At 58.4% G+C, this 18,764-nt stretch carries 14 protein-coding genes and 1 pseudogene; 11 read left to right on the forward strand and 4 right to left on the reverse strand.

The features are described from left to right. The first annotated feature begins 27 nt into the window (after positions 1-27). Together M9920_08270 and M9920_08275 are read left to right on the forward strand one after the other, a co-directional pair. Positions 28-1,473 (forward strand): hypothetical protein, encoded by a 1,446-nt coding sequence (locus M9920_08270; protein MCO5052284.1) that lies wholly within the window; start codon positions 28-30, stop codon positions 1,471-1,473. Between the two features lie 165 nt (positions 1,474-1,638). Next, positions 1,639-3,240, forward strand: a complete 1,602-nt coding sequence (locus tag M9920_08275; GenBank protein MCO5052285.1) for a peptide chain release factor 3 — start codon at positions 1,639-1,641, stop codon at positions 3,238-3,240. A 37-nt stretch (positions 3,241-3,277) separates the two neighbouring features. Here M9920_08275 and M9920_08280 read toward each other — a convergent pair whose 3' ends face one another. Next, complete coding sequence (locus M9920_08280; protein MCO5052286.1) at positions 3,278-5,791, reverse strand: glycoside hydrolase family 2 protein; 2,514 nt, start codon at positions 5,789-5,791, stop codon at positions 3,278-3,280. A 623-nt stretch (positions 5,792-6,414) separates the two neighbouring features. Here M9920_08280 and M9920_08285 point away from each other — a divergent pair. From M9920_08285 to M9920_08305, 5 genes and pseudogenes are all read left to right on the forward strand, one after another. Then, positions 6,415-6,639 (forward strand): type II toxin-antitoxin system HicB family antitoxin, encoded by a 225-nt coding sequence (locus tag M9920_08285; protein ID MCO5052287.1) that lies wholly within the window; start codon positions 6,415-6,417, stop codon positions 6,637-6,639. Then, the gene (locus tag M9920_08290) at positions 6,632-6,829 is read left to right on the forward strand and encodes a type II toxin-antitoxin system HicA family toxin (protein MCO5052288.1); all 198 of its coding nucleotides are present in this window, start codon (positions 6,632-6,634) and stop codon (positions 6,827-6,829) included. The genes M9920_08285 and M9920_08290 overlap by 8 nt, the downstream gene beginning before the upstream one ends. 175 nt (positions 6,830-7,004) lie before the next feature. Next, entirely contained in the window at positions 7,005-7,235 is a 231-nt protein-coding gene (locus M9920_08295; protein ID MCO5052289.1) for a hypothetical protein, read from the forward strand. Continuing rightward, the gene (locus M9920_08300; GenBank protein MCO5052290.1) at positions 7,232-7,654 is read left to right on the forward strand and encodes a PIN domain-containing protein; all 423 of its coding nucleotides are present in this window, start codon (positions 7,232-7,234) and stop codon (positions 7,652-7,654) included. The genes M9920_08295 and M9920_08300 overlap by 4 nt, the downstream gene beginning before the upstream one ends. Before the next feature lie 24 nt (positions 7,655-7,678). Beyond that, positions 7,679-7,774: pseudogene (locus tag M9920_08305) on the forward strand (ADP-ribosylglycohydrolase family protein). Positions 7,775-7,936: 162 nt separating this feature from the next. On the opposite strand, the gene M9920_08310 reads toward M9920_08305, so the two are convergent. Next, entirely contained in the window at positions 7,937-8,338 is a 402-nt protein-coding gene (locus M9920_08310; protein ID MCO5052291.1) for a PIN domain-containing protein, read from the reverse strand. Then, positions 8,335-8,586, reverse strand: a complete 252-nt coding sequence (locus tag M9920_08315) for an AbrB/MazE/SpoVT family DNA-binding domain-containing protein (GenBank protein MCO5052292.1) — start codon at positions 8,584-8,586, stop codon at positions 8,335-8,337. Before M9920_08315 ends, M9920_08310 begins: the two co-directional genes overlap by 4 nt. Positions 8,587-8,881: 295 nt before the next feature. Here M9920_08315 and M9920_08320 point away from each other — a divergent pair, with 295 nt between their 5' ends. The 4 genes from M9920_08320 to M9920_08335 are packed head-to-tail and all read left to right on the forward strand — an operon-like array spanning position 8,882 to position 16,152. Continuing rightward, positions 8,882-10,294, forward strand: coding sequence for a 3' terminal RNA ribose 2'-O-methyltransferase Hen1 (locus M9920_08320; protein MCO5052293.1), 1,413 nt, complete (start codon positions 8,882-8,884; stop codon positions 10,292-10,294). 9 nt (positions 10,295-10,303) lie between these two features. After that, on the forward strand, positions 10,304-11,677 hold the full coding sequence (locus M9920_08325) for a hypothetical protein (GenBank protein ID MCO5052294.1): 1,374 nt from the start codon (positions 10,304-10,306) through the stop codon (positions 11,675-11,677). Between the two features lie 14 nt (positions 11,678-11,691). Next, positions 11,692-14,235, forward strand: coding sequence for a polynucleotide kinase-phosphatase (locus tag M9920_08330; GenBank protein MCO5052295.1), 2,544 nt, complete (start codon positions 11,692-11,694; stop codon positions 14,233-14,235). 6 nt (positions 14,236-14,241) lie between these two features. Further along, positions 14,242-16,152: an ABC-F family ATP-binding cassette domain-containing protein gene (locus M9920_08335; GenBank protein ID MCO5052296.1), complete on the forward strand. Its 1,911-nt coding sequence runs from the start codon at positions 14,242-14,244 to the stop codon at positions 16,150-16,152. A gap of 39 nt (positions 16,153-16,191) precedes the next feature. Here M9920_08335 and ligA read toward each other — a convergent pair whose 3' ends face one another. Beyond that, positions 16,192-18,636, reverse strand: coding sequence for an NAD-dependent DNA ligase LigA (ligA, locus tag M9920_08340; protein ID MCO5052297.1), 2,445 nt, complete (start codon positions 18,634-18,636; stop codon positions 16,192-16,194). Between the last annotated feature and the right edge of the window lie 128 nt (positions 18,637-18,764).

Consider the following 18,764-nt stretch of genomic DNA (forward strand, 5'->3'; position numbering starts at 1 on the left):
CGAAGAGGTTGCGGTCGCAACCTTGCCTTGTCGGCCCGTAACGAGCGGTTGCCGCTCGGTTTCAAGCCCGCCACAGCCACGGTGGCATTGCTTTGCGTCCTGCTGAGCTTTGTCGGTTCTCGCGATTTCCTTAACCATGCTGCGGCAGCTGAATCCATCCGCCCGGTGGTTGAAATTGAGGAGGATGTTTACACGTTTACACCGGCGAACAACGGCGCCGGGCCGTTATGGTGCAGCGGGTCCACTTGTCTCGTGCGCAGCGGTGATGAGCTTTTCGCCAGTGGGATTGAAACCCTCCCGGGCGCCAAGCCGCTCCATAATTGTCGTTGGACGCTTTATCAACGCGGAACGGACGGGTGGAAGTTGGTGCGCACGGATGAAACTGATCGCACCCGCGAACCTTCACCCGTCGCGGGCTTTCCCGATGGACGGTTGCTGCTTTCAGTCAACCCCACCCTGGTCACCAATCGTGAGGCTTATAGTGGTCCGGCGCGTCCGGAGATTTTGCAGTGGACCGCGCGCGACCTGAAACGTTCGCCGGAGATCATTGCGCCGCAGTGGCAGGGGAAGCCTCAATTCACTGAACATTCGTATCGCAGCTTTGCGGCGGATGGCCCGGGCCGGGAATTCATCCTGTTGCAAAACATAGGTTACACCCACGCCGAATGGACGTTTCGGGATCGGGACGGTCAATGGTTTAACGGTCAGTTGCGCTGGCCCGACGGTCGGGAATATCCACAACCGCAACCGATCCGCGTTTGTTATCCCAACGTGATGCTGCAAAACCGCGCGGTTTATTTTTGCGGGGTCAGCGACATCATTGAGCCGTACCCGGAATGGCGAGACTACAAAAAGGAGCTCACCGGCCAGCAATGGGACTACGACTTTCGGCGACTGTTTTTTACGTGGTGTCCGGACGTCACCACGGGAAAATTCAGTCCGTGGATCGAGGTGGCGAGCCGCGACTCGACCTGCGGCTGGATCATGCCGGGCGATCTCTGGGTCGGTCCAGACGGCACGGCGCATATTGTGTGGGCCGAGCGGGCGCTGGACGAGCGGTTGCGCGCCAGGTTTTTTCCGGAAGCCAAACAAAGTCATGCGATTGGTTACGCGACGGTGTATGCCGGCAAACTGACGGGCCGCCGCACCTTGCTGATGGCTGAGGAAGGTGGCGCGCAGGAAATTCCCTCGGCCCCACGATTTCAGGTCACGCCCGACCACCGGCTGTTCGTGATTTATTACGTGCGGGGTACGGATGCCGGCGGGCAACGGGTTTCCGAAAATCGCGTGTCGGAAATTCTGCCGAACGGCGCCATCAGTCCGGCGGTGAAAGTGAATTTTCAAAAACCTTTCACCAGTTACTTCACTGCCACCGTTCGCGCCGGTTCGCCGCCTTCAAATACGCTGGAATTGCTGGGGCAACGTGAAGGCAGTCCGCACACAATCAGTTACGCGCGCGTCCGACTGCGCTGAGTCCGAGCCGGGCCGACAAAGAATGGGGTGCGTCTGTTGGTTTGGCGGCGACGCTGACCGCGTTGCCGGGTCGCTATTCAAACCAGGTGGCGATCCTCTGCTCCTTAAGCCGACCGCTTTCCTGACTTGTTCGCGAGCCAATTTTTGCTACCGTTTCCGACCTTTGTGAGTATAGCTCAAGAAATTGCGCGGCGACGCACCTTCGCCATCATTTCCCATCCGGACGCGGGGAAAACGACGTTAACTGAAAAACTGTTGCTGTACGGCGGCGCGGTGCAACTCGCGGGCAGCGTCACCGCGCGCAAAAACCAGCGCGCCACCACGTCCGACTGGATGGAACTCGAAAAGAAGCGCGGCATCTCCATCAGTTCCACCGTGCTGCAATTCGATTACGATGGCTACCATATCAACCTGCTCGACACGCCCGGCCACAAGGATTTCTCCGAAGACACTTATCGCGTGCTCACCGCCGTGGATGCGGTGGTGATGGTGATTGATTCCGCGAAGGGCATCGAGCCGCAGACGCGCAAATTATTCGAGGTCTGCCGGCAGCGCGGGGTGCCGATCTTCACGTTCATGAACAAGTGTGATCGCCCCATGAAAAATCCACTCGAGTTGCTCGACGAGCTGGAGCGGGTGCTGGGCATCGGCGCGTTTCCGGTGAACTGGCCCATCGGCAGCGGGTTCGAGTTTCAGGGCGTTTATGATCGGCAGACGAAACTCATGCACCTGTTCGAGCGCACGGTCGGCGGCCAATTTCGCGCCCCGGTGGAAATTGGCGGCCTGGAGGATCCGCTGATTCAGGAACGGCTCGATCCGGCCACGCGCGCGCACACGGTGGAGGAATTGGAGATGCTGGAACTGGCGGGCGAAATGTGGGACCAAACCGCGGTGCTGGCGGGGCAACGAACACCGGTGTTCTTCGGCAGCGCGAGCAATAACTTCGGCGTGCAACTGTTGCTGGATGGATTTTTGAAACATTCGCCGCCACCTCAGCCGCGCATGATGGCGGGCGTCAAAATCGCTCCGGATCATCCGGCGTTCTCCGGTTTCATTTTCAAGATTCAGGCGAACATGGACCCGAAGCACCGCGATCGCATCGCTTTCATCCGCGTGTGTTCAGGTCGGTTCGAGCGCGATATGACCGTGTATCATTCGCGGAGTGAAAAAAAGGTGCGGCTTTCCAGTTCGCACAAGGTGTTTGGCAACGACCGCGAAACGCTCAACGAAGCGTATCCCGGCGACATCATCGGTCTGGTGGGCCACGACGCTTTCGGCATCGGCGACACGCTCACGACGGATCCGACCATCGTCTATAAGGAAATCCCGCGCTTCACCCCGGAAGCGTTCAGTTACCTGCACAATCCGAATACCGCGAAGTTCAAGCAGTTCCGTCAGGGACTGGACCAACTGTTGCAAGAGGGCGTGATTCAGGCGTTATACCTCCGTCATTCCTCGGTGAAGACGCCCTTGCTTGCGGCGGTGGGGCCGTTGCAGTTCGAGGTGGTGCAGTACCGACTCGAGAGCGAATACGGCGCGGTTTCGCGGTTGGAATCCGCGCCGTGGACGGTCGTGCGTTGGTTGCCCACGACGATTCGCGAGGACGATCTGGATGCGCTCGTTTTGCCCACCGGCGCGCGGATCGCTTACGACCTCGGGCAAAATCCCGTGGTGCTGTTCAGCAACGAATGGTCGGCCAGTTACTTTGGCGAAACCAACCCCGGCGTGACGCTTTCGGCGCTGCCCGTGCAAACGGCGCGGGAATGAACGTCGCGTCCGCCGAGTCGGTGCGTCATCGCGTGGCTCAGTTGTAAGTATCGAACAGGTTGTGAACGTACAAGGCGTCGCGGAACTGTTCCGGCGTCATCGGCTGATCGGGCGTGACCACAATCTCCACCGGCGCCCCCGCCCGCACGTGGACGAAGTTGTCCGAATAACGCGCCCGGCTGCCTTTCAATTCGAGCCACGTCCACAGCGCGGGATGCCGCGCGTCCAGGCGCACCACGAATTGTTTGCCGGAAGCCTTGATGTCCGTTTGCAACCATGGGTCCACCAGCGGCAGCTCCTTGGGCCGCGCCAGCGTCACCAGATTTTCCGAGGCCGGTTGACCCAGCGTCTCCAGTTTCAACCAGACCATCAGATTTTCAGCGCCATGTTTTTTCGCCAGCGCTTGCAGGTCGAGTTTGGTGACCAACTGACTCGCTTGTGTACCGAGCGTCACCCGACGGTTCTCGCGTTGCAACGAAGTGCCGTCAGCCGTGGTGACTTCCCAACTGACGGTGGCTGGTTTTTCCTCCCGCAAATCGCTGGTGGCGTAAATGGCCACGGAATTGTTGGTGGGATTTTCCAAACCAGACACGAGCACCGGCGCGTAAAAGTGTCGCGCGAAGTATTGCAGCGCCTTCCAGTTGCCGTAGTAATCCACCGAAGACCAACTGGTGACCGGCCAGCAATCGTTGTATTGCCAGAACACGCAACCCATGGAGGCGGGCTGGTTTTGCCGCCAGAACTCGGCGCCCATTTTGATTCCGTACCCTTGCAGAATCTGACTCAACCACAAAGCGCCTTCAAAATCCTTCGGTTCGTGGAAGTAACGCGCCGTGGTGTCTTTGATCTTTTGATTGCCGTTGCCGGAGGAGCGTTGGTGCCATTGCATCACGGGCGTGAGCAACGACGCGCGGTCCTGCGGCAGGGTGTAGGTCGCCACGGTGGACGGTTCGGGGAAGGATTGAAAACCGAACTCGCTCATGAACCCGTTGAGTTCGCGAAAACTCTCAAACGGTTTGTCCCCGTGCCAGACGCCCCACGAATGGATGTCGCCCACCTCGGGACTGCCGGGCACGTACACGGCCTGCGGCGCCAGCCGCCGGACCTCGCCCCCGATCAGGTCGCTGAACAGCTTGTCGTAATCCGCCTTGCCCATGCTGTTGGTGGACCATTCCGCCTTGGTCATGAGCGAGATTTCATTGTTGCCGCACCAGACCGCGATGCTCGGGTGATGGCGCAGACGCTTGACGTTATCGCGCACTTCCTGACGCACGTTATCCATGAACGCCGGATCGAACGCCGGATAACTGGAGCAGCCGAATTTGAAATCCAGCCAGACCAGAATGCCCGCGGCATCACACGCCTCGAACAACGCGGGTTCCTCGTAATAACCGCCGCCCCAGAAGCGCAGCAGATTCATGTTTGCCGCCACCGCGTCGTTGACGTAGCGCTGCAATTTTTCCGTGGTGACGCGATTGGGAAACGGGTCCGCGGGAATCCAATTCGCGCCCTTGGCAAAAACGGTCACGCCGTTCACCTCCAGACGCAGCGATTGGTTGCGATCCGGCGGCAGCAATTTCACGGTGCGCAGGCCGATACGTTTGACGGTGTAATCCAGCAGGTCGGTGTCCAGATTCATCAAGCCCACATGCACGTCATATAACGGTTGGCCGCCCAAACCGACCGGCCACCAAAGTTGCGGTTGTTTGATCACCAACGCGCCCGCGCCCTTGCCTTGCGTCAGCGGAATGAAAGTCCGATCCAGCGTCTTGTCGCCATACTGCACGGCAATGATCGCCGTCAGCGGTTCTTGACTGACCGTTTCCGCTTCCACCTGCACCGTCAGCGCGACCTGATCCTTCACGGCGTGGTCCTGCTGGATGGATATGTCGGTAAAGCGCGCCTCGTCAAACGCCACCAGTTGGATGTCGCGCCAGATGCCGCACGTGATCAGCACGGGACCCCAATCCCAACCAAAGTTGCACGGCTCCTTGCGCACCCAGGCGCGACCCGATGGTTCGTGCGATCCGATCCATTCATACATCGGCCGTTCGGCGTTGCGTTCGCGCATGACCGGCAGGGGCGAATCAAACGCCACCTCGATGATGTTAACGCCGGCGGCCAGCGCTTCTTTGACGTCAAATTCCCAGGTGCGAAACATGTTGTCCGTGCGGCCCAATTCCTTGCCGTTCAAGCGCACGGTAGCCAGCGTATCCAGGCCATCGCACCGCAGCAGAATCCGCTGGTGTCGCAGCAACTCCGGTGACGCGAGGAACGTGCGCCGATAGATCCAGTTGGTTTCCCCCACCCATTGGACCAATTTTTCGTTCTCACGGAAAAATGGATCGGGGATGCGCTGGGCCGCGAGCAGGTCGGTGTGAATGCAGCCCGGCACTTTGGCGGGCAACCAGTTGGTGCCGCCCGCTTCGACCACCTGCCACGGGCCGTTCAAACTGACCGTGGTGATCTTGGTCAAATCATCCGCCCCGTGTGAGCAAATCACCCACGCCAGCAGACCGACCAGAGACAAGAAACGCGCCGGAGTTTTCATAATGCAACCACTCTAAACCGTCCGCTCCAGCCTGGCGAGACTGGACTTTCATCAAACTTCATCAAGCGTTAAGCTGCCACCGCGGACGGGGGTGTTTGAAAAAACGGCGATCTACTACCAGCGCCGCGCCAGCAAAAGTGCAATGGCGGGAAGCCCGAAAGATGAATAGCCCAGGGCAAGCGTCGTGAAACGAGCGCCGCCCTGGGTCAACGGACGAAATGAATTCAAGCCCTGAGGGGGCGAAAGATGACACGCGAAGAAGTACCTGTTTGTCAGACAAAGCCTGGCGCTGGGTTGATCTCGGAATGTGCGCGTCGGAAACCATTCGTTGAAACTCCGCCGCTTTTCTGCCGCCCTTTCCGGGCTTGGAAATTTTGTGGACGATTAACCCGGGGGGACGCTCGCGGACTCGCTTTGCCCTGGGCTATTTTCTTTCGGGCCTTTGGCCCTTTCAAATAGGCTGCGCAAGAGAACGAGGAAGCTCACTGAATGAAACTCACCATCCCGGAATTTCCCTTCATGGTGATGGTTGGCGTGTCCGGTTCGAGCAGAGACGCATTTGTGCGGAACGCCCCGCCCGTGTGTGTCTTGCCAAGGCATTGAGTGCCGCGTATTCTGCCTCCATGACTTGCAAGCTCACAGCCATCATCGAACAAGACAAGGACGGCGTGTTTGCCTATTGCCCGGAACTCAAGGGTTGTCACACGCAGGGAGACACCGTGGAGGAGGCGTTGTCCAACTTGCGCGAGGCGGCGGAGCTTTATGTGGAAACCCTAAAGCCGATGGAACGGCGGCGACTGAACGCTAAAACCATTCTCGCCACTTCGTTGGAGATCGCGCATGCCTAAATTGCCCCGCCTCACCGCAGCGGAGGCGGAGCGCAGCTTGTTGGCTGCCGGTTTTATACTCATGCGTTCAAAAGGAAGTCATCGAATTTACTTTCGTGGTGACGTGCGCGTCGTCGTTCCGTTTCATCGAGGTAAAATTTTGCATCCCAAGATCGTGCGTGAGGTGTTGTCGGCAACAGGTGAAATTTGAACGGGCCGCCGCCGCAAGCAACGCTGCCGGATTCTGCAGATAAATCTCACCATCCCGGAATTTCCCTTCATGGTGATGGTTGGCGTGTCCGGTTCGAGCAGAGGCACGTTCGCGTGAGAGCGATTCCGGTCCACGGCCTTGATTTTGCGACATCACTGCATCACTGTATCAGCGTATGAGAACGACCGTGACTTTGGATGACGATGTTTTTGAGGCGGCGCAGGCCCAGGCACAAGCATCGGGCAAGAAGCTGGGTCAGGTGCTTTCGCAACTGGCCCGCCGCGGTTTGCGCGCCGACCCGCCGAGCGTCGGCAAGGCCGGGTTGCCGGTGTTCAAAGTCCAACCTGATGCGGCCATCATTCCCAGTTCGCGAGCGAAGGAGTTGCTGGCGGAGGACGCAACGTGAAGACCGCGTTGCTGGACACGAATGTCCTGCTCGCGCTGGCTTGGCCCAATCATCAGCATCACGCCCAGGCGCATGGCTGGTTTGCCGCCCAGGGAAAGAAGAACTGGGCCACTTGTGCGTTCACGCAGCTTGGTTTTATCCGGCTTTCGTCCAATCCCGCTTACACTGTCAGCGCGGTTTCTCCGCAGGAGGCCGCCATGCTGCTGCAACAATGGACGCGGCTCAAGGGGCATCATTTCTGGCCCGCGCCGGTCGCGGACGAGCCTGCGATTTACGCCCGGGCTCTCGGCCACCAACAGGTCAATGACGCCTGGCTGGTCGCAGTGGCTCGCCGCCATTCGGGACGGCTCGTCACGCTGGATACCCGGCTGCCGGCGCATTCCTTGGAAAGTGAGCGGGTTGAAGTCATCAAGGTTTGATTTCTCCGGGCGTTCGCGGTCGAAGCCGTGGCCAAAGCGCTTGGGAATGGTGCTCAAGTGACGGCGCCAGACACGGTGCCGTTCACGCTTTGGTCTGCGGCGAATCATTTGAATGATTTTGTGGTCGTGTTGAAGTGTAGTGAAACGAGCGCCGCCCTGGGTCAACGGACGAAATGAATCCAAGCCCTGAAGGGGCGAAAGATGACGCACGAAGAAGTACCTAACCGCAGCGTTCAACCCGCGAGTGGTCCCGCGCAGCAACGGCGGCAATTGTAATTCGATTTATTTTAACCAATTGATTTTAATTTCTTTTTCCACGGATTTGAATTCCTGGTCAGCCGTCACGAGTTCGGCTTTTTTATTCTTGGCCAGCGCCGCGGCAAAGGCGTCGGCCAATCCCAAGTCATATTTATTCTTCAACTGCGCGGCCGCTTCCGCCTGTTCCTGGTCAACCGACACGGTTTCCAACGGTGTCGTGCGTTCAAACCGGCGCGCGGTTTCCAAGCCGGCTTTGCCGTGCCTGCGCTCCATTTTGTAAAGCGCTTCCGCCCAGTTGACCGCGCTGATGAAGACCGGGCGATCCGCTTCGGAAGCCAGGTGAAACAAATGTTCTATTTTTTCCGCACCCGGCTCATCAAAGAACAGCGCCAGCAGCGCGGAGGCATCCAAAACAACGGGTTTCATGCGCGGTCCTCCTTTTTCTTTTCGGCGCGGCGTTCTTCCAGAAGCTCTTGCACCACGGATTTTTCGCCCGGCTTGAGTTTGTAAATACCGCGAAAACTGCTGATGTATTCGCGCGTAACGGGCTGGAAGATGATACGTTCGCCTTCCTCCACGAAATTGATGCGCGTGCCGGGCTTGATGCCAAACCGCCGTCGGATGCGCGCGGGGACAACCAACTGACCTTTGGAAGTAACGTAGGCGGTATTCATGATTATTTCACCTTTCTAAAACAACTATGACAAATGATAAATGTAAGACAATATTTATTTAGTAAGAATGTTCTGTGTGCGGCGACGGCTGGACTTGATGGTTGTTCCACCTTGGCGTAACGCGCTTTGCCCCGGTCACAATTTCTGATACAGTGCATTTCGCCTGCGATATCGGCAAAATTCCGTCGCGTTGTTTGCCAACGCATGATTCGCCAACTATTTCGGTAAAATGAATAAAAATTGTTCGCTGTCGGCGTTGCCGTCCCCAGCGGCAAAAGAATAAAATCGTCACGCCATGTTGCTAACTTTGACCACGACGCGAAAGCCGGCGACCGACATCGGTTACCTGCTTCGGAAGAATCCGGCGCGCTCACAGTCGTTCAATCTTTCATTTGGCAAAGCCCACATTTTTTACCCCGAAGCTACGCCGGAACGATGCACCGTTGGGCTGCTGGTAGAAGTTGATCCGGTTGGTCTGGTGCGAAATCGTCGCGGCCCGGCGGGCGAAGGTGGCGCGTTGGAGCAATACGTCAACGACCGGCCTTACGCCGCCTCGTCCTTTTTGAGCGTCGCCATCGCCGAAGTTTTTGGTAGCGCGCTTTCCGGGAAAAGCAAGGAGCGTCCCGAACTGGCCGATGCGCCATTACCTCTGCGTGTGGTATTCTCTGCGCTGCCGTGCCGGGGCGGTGAGGAGTTTCTGAGGAAAATGTTCGAGCCGCTCGGCTACGCCGTGACCGCACGCCGATTGCCGCTTGATGAGAAATTTCCCGGCTGGGGCGAGAGCGCCTATTTCCAAGTGGAATTGAACGCGTGCCTGCCTTTGCAGCGGGTTCTGTCGCATCTTTATGTTCTCGTGCCGGTGCTGGACAATGACAAGCACTATTGGGTGAGCGATGACGAGGTGCGGAAACTTTTGCGCCATGGCGAGGGTTGGTTGATGTCGCATCCCGAGCGCGAGGCCATTACCCGTCGCTATCTCAAGCACCAACGCAGTCTGGTGGACGACGCGCTGGCACAACTTGCGGATGAAGCTGAACCGAATCCCGACGCCGTTGCCGAAGTCCACGCGGCGGAAGAAGAAATCATTGAGCGCAGCATCAGCCTCAACGAACAGCGTCTTGGCTCGGTGCTGGCCGCGTTGAAAAGCACCGGCGCGGCGCGCGTTTTAGATTTGGGCTGTGGCGAAGGCAAATTGCTCCAAGCCCTGCTGAAAGAAAAACAGTTCACCGAAATCGTCGGTATGGACGTGTCGCATCGCGCGCTCGAAATCGCGCATGACCGATTACATTATGACCGCCTTCCGCCCGTTCAGAAAAATCGCCTCCGCTTTCTGCATGGCTCGCTTATTTATCGCGACCAACGTCTGGCCGGTTTTGATGCCGCCGCCGTGGTGGAAGTTATCGAGCACCTTGATGCCGCGCGATTGGCTGCGTTCGAGCGCGTGCTGTTCGAGTGCGCCCGGCCGAAGTCCATCGTCATCACGACGCCCAATCGCGAATACAACGTGAAATGGAAAACGCTGCTCGCCGGGAAGTTCCGCCATCGCGACCATCGCTTCGAGTGGACACGCGCGGAATTTCGGGAATGGGCGAATGGTGTGGCCGCTCGCTTTGGCTACAACGTGCGCTTTCTGCCCATCGGCCCGGAAGATTCGGTGGTCGGCTCGCCGACGCAGATGGGGGTGTTTGAAAGAAGCGCCAAGCAATAAATTATTTCAATGTCACGCAGCATCCACACAACCAGAAGGACATTCTCGCAAATCGCGAAGAAAAAATTCGCGGCGGTAACGGAACGAAGTGAAGCGCTAGACAAAGCACAAGGCGAACTCAGGCGCAAACGTCGCATCAAACGACAGGTAGCGGATGAACGCCGACGCGTACGTGCGCCGCTAGCAGGCTCTGACTCCAAGACGATTCCGATCCAGATGCACAACGTCGGCCAATATGTGCATCACAGCGCTTCGGTTGAAGACTTGAGATCTGTTTTGGGATTACTTCCAGCGGCAGCCACTGAGGGCATATCCTCCATCAAGTTGATTCTGGGCAAGGAATATATTGACGAAGAATACGCAGACGAACGTGAGGATCGCGATCCGTTCACGGGAAGATTGTCTTGTGAGACACTGCCCGGCGTTTATTCCGGCGTCTGTCTCGGCACTTACGCCCAGAGGTCAGGCCAAATCAAACTGCACGCCCATGTTTACGATGCCGACAAACTTCCCCTCGCCCGTAACATTTCCGAATTTTATTTGAAACTGCGAGCGTTAAGCACATTTGTCCATGAAGTCGCCCATCATCACGACGAGACCAATCGTGTTCGCCGAGGACGTTGGCTCGCTGACCGGAAGGAGAACGTCGAGTGGTATGCAGAAAAGATGGAGCACGAATGGACGCGCCAGTTTGTTCTCCCCTATTTGGAGAGGACGTATCCTGCTGCCGCGAAGGATTTGCTCGATTTTGTCGAACATCACGGCGGATTGCGAGTGCCGTTGGAGTTCTTTGCAGGCGACTCGCGGAGCACACTGCGGAACGGACTGATTCGTTTTGCTTTCACGACTGATAGCGCATTTGAATCCTGGGTGGAAGAACTGCCCAAGTGTGCGGACCTCGCGGCATCTCGATTGGCGTTTGCCTGGGAACTTCATTACGCCGACAACTACGACGACTGCCTTCGAGTTTTGGAGCGCGTGTTAGCGGAGAAACCTGCTTTGAGTCCGGCGCTGACCTGCAAAGGCGACACGCTAATACATATCGAGCGCTATGACGAAGCCTTCGCGGTTGCCGAGCGCGTTTTGACTGTAGAACCTGCGAATGGCGATGCTTGGGAGATTCGCGGGGACGTTTTCGAGGCGCGGCAGGATTGGAGTGCGCTGCTGGAGAATTGTGACAGTTGGCTTGCGGGCGTTCCTGAAGATTCGGACAGTCGGTTCGATGCTTTTCAACACCGCGCCGTTGCCTATTGCGCGCTGGGTGACAAAGTGAGAATGGAAATGTGGATTGATGCATGGGCCAACTTTGGCAATCGAAAGCGTAAACCCGAGTTAATACGCAAAGCTGTATTTCGGCGAGCTGGAAAAGAATTGCCCAAATAGATGCTGGTTTCTTGATGACACTCACCATCCCAGAGCTTTCCTTCGTCGTCCTGATCGGTGTATCCGGTTCGGGCAAGAGCACCTTCGCACGGAAACATTTCAAGCCAACGGAGATTTTGTCTTCCGATTATTGCCGTGGTCTGGTGTCGGACGACGAGAACAGTCAGGCGGCGACGAAGGATGCTTTTGAAGTACTTCACTTTATCGCCCGCAAACGGCTCGCGGCGGGAAAATTGACCGTGGTGGATGCGACGAACGTGCAACCGGAATCACGTAAATCACTCGTCACCATTGCGCGCGAATTTCATTGCCTGCCCGTGGCCATCGTTTTGGATTTGCCGGAGCGCGTCGCGCATGACCGCAATAAAGCGCGACCTGACCGGGATTTTGGCCCGCACGTCATTCGCCAGCAATCGCAGCAGTTGCATCGCTCATTGCGCGGACTGGAGCGCGAAGGGTTTCGCCATGTTCATGTGCTGAAATCGCCCGAGGAAATTGAAGCCGTAGTCATCGAGCGGCAGCCGCTTTGGAATAATTTGAAACAAGAACATGGGCCGTTCGACATCATCGGCGATATTCATGGGTGTTTTGATGAACTCGTGGAGTTACTTCGCCAACTCGGACATGGCGTGGATGGAACGACCCTCACGGTTCAACCGGTCAATGGACGCAAGCTAGTATTCGTCGGCGACCTCGTGGATCGCGGGCCAAAAATTCCACAGGTGTTGAAGTTGGTGATGAACGCCGTTGCCGGCGGCACGGCGTTGTGCGTGCCCGGCAACCATGACGTGAAACTCATGCGGAAACTACGCGGGCGTGATGTGCAAATCACCCACGGTCTTGCGGAATCTCTGGCGCAACTCGCCAACGAGCCGGAGGATTTCCGCAAGCGCGTGACGGAATTCATTGATGACTTGGTGAGTCATTACGTTCTCGACGATGGCAAACTGGTGGTCGCACACGCTGGTATGAAAGAATCCATGCAGGGACGCGGCTCCGGCGCAGTGCGCGAATTCGCGCTGTTCGGCGAAACCACCGGCGAAACCGATGAGTTCGGCCTGCCCGTGCGTTACAATTGGGCCGCCGAATATCGCGGCGCGGCGGCGGTGGTGTATGGACACACGCCCGTGCCCGAACCGGAGTGGTTGAACCGCACCATCAACATTGACACCGGCTGCGTTTTCGGCGGGAAGCTCACCGCGCTGCGTTATCCCGAAAAGGAACTCGTCTCCGTTCCGGCAAAACAAACTTACGCCGAATCTCGCAAACCATTTCTACCGCCGGAAGACCAAGCTCCGACCTTGTCTGCGCAACAACAGCACGACGATTTGCTCGATCTCGCCGACGTGACGGGCAAACGCATCGTCAGCACCCGCCTGCATGGCAACGTGACCATTCGCGAGGAGAATTCCATCGCCGCGTTGGAAGTGATGAGCCGTTTCGCCGCAAATCCCAAGTGGCTGATTTATTTGCCGCCCACCATGTCGCCGTGCGAGACCAGCAGTGCGCCCGGTTGGTTGGAACATCCGGCGGAAGCCTTCGCTTACTTTCGCCATGCGGGCGTGCCGCGCGTGGTCTGCGAGGAAAAACACATGGGTTCGCGCGCCGTGGTCATCATTTGCCGCGACGAAGATGCGGCGCGAAAAATTTTTGGCGTGACCGGGGAAGGCATTGGTATTTGTTACACCCGCACCGGGCGAAGGTTTTTCGACAACACGACGTTGGAAGCGGAATTTCTTGAGCGCATCCGCACCGCTGCCAGTGCCGCTGGATTCTGGGATGAATTCAAAACCGACTGGCTCTGCCTCGACTGTGAATTGATGCCGTGGTCGGCCAAGGCGCAGGAATTGTTGAAACAACAATACGCCGCCGTGGGAACGGCAGCGCAAGCAACACTCGCGGCGGAAGTCACCGCGCTTGAGCAAGCCGCCGTCCGCGGCCTCGACGTGAGCGAACTGCTCGCCCATACAACGGCGCGCCGTCAAATGGTGAACGACTACATCGAAGCTTATCGCCGCTACTGCTGGCCGGTGAACTCGGTGAACGATTTGAAACTCGCGCCGTTTCATCTGCTCGCCAGCGAAGGAAAGGTTCACGTTGACAAACCAAACGACTGGCACATGCAAACATTGGCGCGACTCGCGAGCGGCATCATCGTCGCTACGCCGTTCCGCATCATTGATGTGACTGATCCCGAAAGCGAAGCCGAAGGCATCCGTTGGTGGGAAGAACTGACCGGGCGTGGCGGCGAAGGCATGGTCGTAAAGCCGTTGGAATTCATCGCCAAAAGCCGGCGCGGACTGGTGCAGCCGGCCGTGAAGTGCCGGGGCCGCGAATATCTCCGCATCATTTACGGCCCGGAATACACGGCGGTGGAAAATCTCGAACGCCTGCGGGCGCGCGGCCTTTCCACGAAACGTTCGCTGGCGCTCCGCGAATTTGCGCTCGGCATCGAATCGCTTGAGCGTTTCACCCGCAAAGAACCCTTGCGCCGCGTGCATGAGGCCGTCTTTGGTGTGCTGGCTTTGGAAAGCGAATCGGTTGACCCGCGTTTGTGAAATAAAATGTCCACCCTGCTCAATGCCACCGAAGTGACCGTGCGTTACGGCGTCCAAACGTTGCTGGATGCCGCGACCTTCGCCGTTGAAGCGGGGGAACGGATTGGTTTGGTGGGGCGCAATGGCTGCGGCAAGACCACGTTTCTCAAGGTGCTGGCCGGATTGCTCACGCCGGATTCCGGCACGGTCACGCGGCGTCACGATTTATTCACGAGTTATCTGCCGCAGGATTTTCAACTCGATCCCACGCTGGATGTGCGCGGCAACGTCCGGGCGGGCGCGGCGGAAGTGTTGCGGTTGATCGCCGCGTTTGAAGCGTTGCCGCCGGATTCCGACCGCCATGCGGAACTGGAGCATCGGGTTCACTCGCTGGAGGGCTGGACGTTGGATCAGCGGATCGAAACCGCGCTCTCCCGATTGAACTGTCCCGAGGGAACGCGCGGGATTGATCGTCTCTCTGGAGGCGAAAAGCGGCGGGTGGCCCTGGCGCGCGCCATCGTGTCGCGTCCCGAGTTTTTGATTCTCGATGAGCCGACCAATCACCTCGATCCGGAAGCCATCGAATGGTTGGCGGAGTTTCTGGAAAATTTTGGCGGCACGTTCCTCGTGGTCACGCACGACCGCTATTTTTTGGATCGGGTGGTCACGCGCATGGTGGAATTGGACGACGGAAAGTTCTGGGCGCACGCGGGCAACTACACGGATTACCTGCTGGCCAAAGCCGAACGGGAAGAGGCGCAGGCGGTGGTGGAGCACAAACGCCAGATGTTTCTGAAAAAGGAACTGGCCTGGGTGCGCACCGGCCCGCGCGCGCAACGCACCAAACAGAAGAACCGCTTCGAGCGTTATTACGCGGAAGCGGCGAAAGCGGGGCCCACGATTGACACCGACATGGAACTGGTCATTCCGCCCCCGCCACAGTTGGGCAATCGCACCGTGGAACTGACCCAATTGGGCATGGTCCTGGGCGGCCACCGTCTGTTCTCCGGTTTCAGTTTCAATTTTGAGAATGGCCGGCGCATCGGCGTTTGCGGACGCAACGGTTTAGGCAAAACCACGCTGTTGAAAATCATTCTGGGTCAAATCGAGCCGACCGAAGGCACGGTCAAAACCGGGCCGCTGACCAAGTTTAATTACGTGGACCAATCGCGGCAGCAATTGAACGATGATCGCACGGTGCTGGAGGAGGCGTCGGACGGCACTGAGTTTGTGTTGTGGGGGGCCGCGCGGCTTTCCGTGCGCAGTTATTTGAAACGCTTTTTGTTTGCGGACGACCGGATCACCACGCCGGTGCGCAAGCTCAGCGGCGGCGAGCGGAGCCGATTGTTGCTGGCAAAAATTCTCAAGGCGGGCGGCAACTTTCTCATGCTCGACGAGCCGACGAACGATCTGGACCTGCCAACGCTGCGCGTGTTGGAGGAAGCGCTGCTCGCGTTTCCGGGCGTGGTGTGCGTGGTGAGTCACGACCGGTATTTCTTGAATCGCGTTTGCACGGACATCCTCGCGTTCGAGGGCGATGGCCGGATTCATCACAGCGTGGGTGATTACGATTATTATCTGGAAAAGAAACAGCGCGCGGACGTGGCTGCGGCTCGTGAGAGCGCGGCCATTCTCGCCACCAATAAATCCGCCGTCCTCGCACGAGATGCAGCCACCAAAGCCGCCAAACCGCGCAAATTATCCTTTAAGGAACAGCGCGAACTGGAAGGCATGGAAGCGCGGATTCTCGCCGCCGAGGAAGAAGTTGCGCGCATCGAAGGCTTGTTTGCCGCGCCTGATTTTCATCGCACCCACGCGCCGCAGACGAATCAGTTGAAAGCGGATTTGGCGACGGCCAAGGAAACGGTGGCGGCGCTTTACCAGCGTTGGGAGGAATTGGAAACCGCCAAGACCGCTGCGGGGCAACCGGCGGATTGAGTCGCCATCACAACCGAACTGCCGGACGGCAGCAGTGGTTCATTTGCCGCCAAGCAACCGACGGAACTCGGCTTCGTCAATCACGGGAACGCCCAACTCCTGCGCCTTGGTCAGTTTTGAACCGGCCTCCGTTCCCGCCAGGACATAATCCGTCTTCTTACTCACGCTGTTGCTGGTCTTGCCGCCGGCGGCTTCAATCATCGCGGTGGCTTGCTCGCGGGTCAGCGTCGGCAACGTGCCGGTCAGCACCACGGTTTTCCCGGCCAACGGCCCGGGCGCAGCAGCCGTGGCGGCGGGCAAATCGTTCTTTGGTTTGATGCCCAATTCACGGAGTCGTCCGAGCACCTTTTTCCCCGCGTCGGAGGCAAAATAATTCAGCACGCTATTGGCGGCAACCGGACCGACTTCGGGCAGGCGCGCCTTTAATCCGCCTTGTTCCAAGCGCGCTTCAATCTCCGCAATCTCGGCCTTGAGTTTCGCATCGCGTTTTTCGCGCGCCGCTTTTTCCGCGTCGGTCTTTGGCGGATTTTTGCGGGAACGCGGGCTGATCTCGGCGCGTTCGGTTTCCTTGGTGCCCAGCGCGAGAATGTCCCGGAGCACGGCGGATTGGGCGAGGTCTTCCAAAGTCCGATGCGTGGCGGCGAGTTGTTTGGCGGTCGTCTCGCCCACGTCAGAAATCGCCAGCGCGTGAATCCACCGCTGTAACGGCGCGGTTTTGGCGCGTTGCAATCCTTCGATGATTTTCGTCGCGTTCTTCTCGCCGAACACGCGCGGGGCTTCGTCCGTGCCGAGATTCAACTTGGCGAGTTGTTCCAACTTGAGATCGAACAAATCCAGCGGCTCTTTCACCAGCCCGCGCTCGACCAGTTTTTCCGCCACGATGCCGCCAAGCGATTCGATGTCCAACGCCTTGCGCTGCGCGAAATACTCGACGCGCCGCGTGAGTTGCGCCGGACAACCGGCAACGTTCTGACAACGCCACGCCACGGCCTGGGTGGCCCCGTCCGCAATTGTTTCGCGCGCGATTGACCCACCGCACGCCGGACATTTGCCGCCGACATATTCAAACAGATCAAACGCCCGCGCCTTGGCGGGACGCTTGGATTTCAAAACGGTCAGCACTTCCGGAATCACCATACCGGCTTTGCGGATGACCACGGTATCGCCGATCCGGATATCCTTCCGGCGGATTTCATCCTCGTTGTGCAACGTGGCGCGCGCGATGGTCGAGCCTTGCACGAACACGGGTTCCAGTTCGGCCACGGGCGTCAACACGCCGGTGCGTCCGACCTGCACGGTGATGTCGCGCAGCAGGGTTTCCGCCGGCGTGATCCACGGAATCGGCTTATGCACGATGGCAAAACCGGGCGCGCGGGTCTTGTTGGGGATGCGCGCGCAATCGGCATAGCGATTCACCTTGAGCACGATGCCGTCAATTTCAAAGGGTAACTGTTGCCGCAGATCCCGGCTTTCATCGTAGTGCGCCACAATTTCCTCGCGATACACCTGGAGCACGGTGGCAATGTCGGGACAGAGCCACCATTTTTTCAGCGTGGGCAAACCGAACTTCGCCAACGCGCGCAGCATCTCCGCGTGCGAAGCGAACGGTGGGGCCGCGCCACCCCGGCGCGCTTGATCTGGCGACGACGTTGCGTCGTCGGTCAGGAACAGGTCGCCGGGAGTGTTGCGGTGATCGGTCGGCGACGAGGCGTCGCCGCTACGGTACGCGCCGATCGCGTAAAATACGGCATTGAGCGGACGCGCGGCGACGAGTTGCGGATCCAGCAACTTCAACGCGCCGGCGGTGGCGTTGCGCGCGTTGGGAAAAGGTTTTTCACCGGCGGCCTCGAGCCGCGCGTTCAAAGCTTCGAAATCCTGATTCGCCATGTACGCTTCGCCGCGCACTTCGAGCAGTTCGGGCGGGTTCTTAAGATTTAATTCCAGCGGGATGGCGCGCACGGTACGCAGGTTGGCGGTGATGTCGTCGCCGAACGTGCCGTCGCCGCGCGTCACTCCGAGCGCGAGTTTGCCGTAGTGGTAATGCACGCTTAGCGAAACGCCGTCCACTTTCGGCTCCAGCACATATTCCATGTGTTCGCGCCCGAGTTGTTTGCGGATGGTCAGATCAAAAGCTTTCAATCCGCCCAGCGTATTTTCGTCCTGAGCGCGATTGCGGCGGTCGCGATCCGGCTCCGCCTCGACCGAGGGCACTTCGGACGCTTCGATCTTTTCGAGCGAAAGCATGGGTTGCAGATGGCGGATGCGGACGAAACCCTCGGCGGGCGCGCCGCCGACGCGTTGCGTGGGTGATTCGGGCGTGACGAGGGATGGAAACTCCTGTTCCAACTCCTGCAACTGCCGGAAAAGCTGGTCGTATTCGTAATCGGTAATCTCGGCGCGGCCGACGACGTAATAGGCGTGATCGTGGCGGCGGATGGTCGCAACCAGTTTGGCGTGGCGCGTTTGTGCGTCTTTGAGTGTCACGCGAAGATTGTTCCGACCAGGCGGCGGCGTGGGAAGATTTTTCTGCGCACCATTCAGGATTGAAACCACGGATGGACACGAATGGACACGGATTAAAAGTTAACGCAAAGACGCAAAGACGCAAAGAC

Source organism: Verrucomicrobiia bacterium (assembly GCA_023953615.1).
In the GTDB taxonomy this organism is placed as follows: Bacteria; Verrucomicrobiota; Verrucomicrobiia; order Limisphaerales; family JADLHS01; genus JADLHS01.

Excerpts from the sequence above, each read along its gene's own strand:
- M9920_08280 (MCO5052286.1), bottom strand. The coding sequence starts at position 5,791 with ATGAAAACTCCGGCGCGTTTCTTGTCTCTGGTCGGTCTGCTGGCGTGG.
- M9920_08285 (MCO5052287.1), top strand. The coding sequence starts at position 6,415 with ATGACTTGCAAGCTCACAGCCATCATCGAACAAGACAAGGACGGCGTG.
- M9920_08290 (MCO5052288.1), top strand. The coding sequence starts at position 6,632 with ATGCCTAAATTGCCCCGCCTCACCGCAGCGGAGGCGGAGCGCAGCTTG.
- M9920_08295 (MCO5052289.1), top strand. The coding sequence starts at position 7,005 with ATGAGAACGACCGTGACTTTGGATGACGATGTTTTTGAGGCGGCGCAG.
- M9920_08310 (MCO5052291.1), bottom strand. The coding sequence starts at position 8,338 with ATGAAACCCGTTGTTTTGGATGCCTCCGCGCTGCTGGCGCTGTTCTTT.
- M9920_08315 (MCO5052292.1), bottom strand. The coding sequence starts at position 8,586 with ATGAATACCGCCTACGTTACTTCCAAAGGTCAGTTGGTTGTCCCCGCG.
- M9920_08320 (MCO5052293.1), top strand. The coding sequence starts at position 8,882 with ATGTTGCTAACTTTGACCACGACGCGAAAGCCGGCGACCGACATCGGT.
- M9920_08325 (MCO5052294.1), top strand. The coding sequence starts at position 10,304 with ATGTCACGCAGCATCCACACAACCAGAAGGACATTCTCGCAAATCGCG.
- M9920_08330 (MCO5052295.1), top strand. The coding sequence starts at position 11,692 with ATGACACTCACCATCCCAGAGCTTTCCTTCGTCGTCCTGATCGGTGTA.
- M9920_08335 (MCO5052296.1), top strand. The coding sequence starts at position 14,242 with ATGTCCACCCTGCTCAATGCCACCGAAGTGACCGTGCGTTACGGCGTC.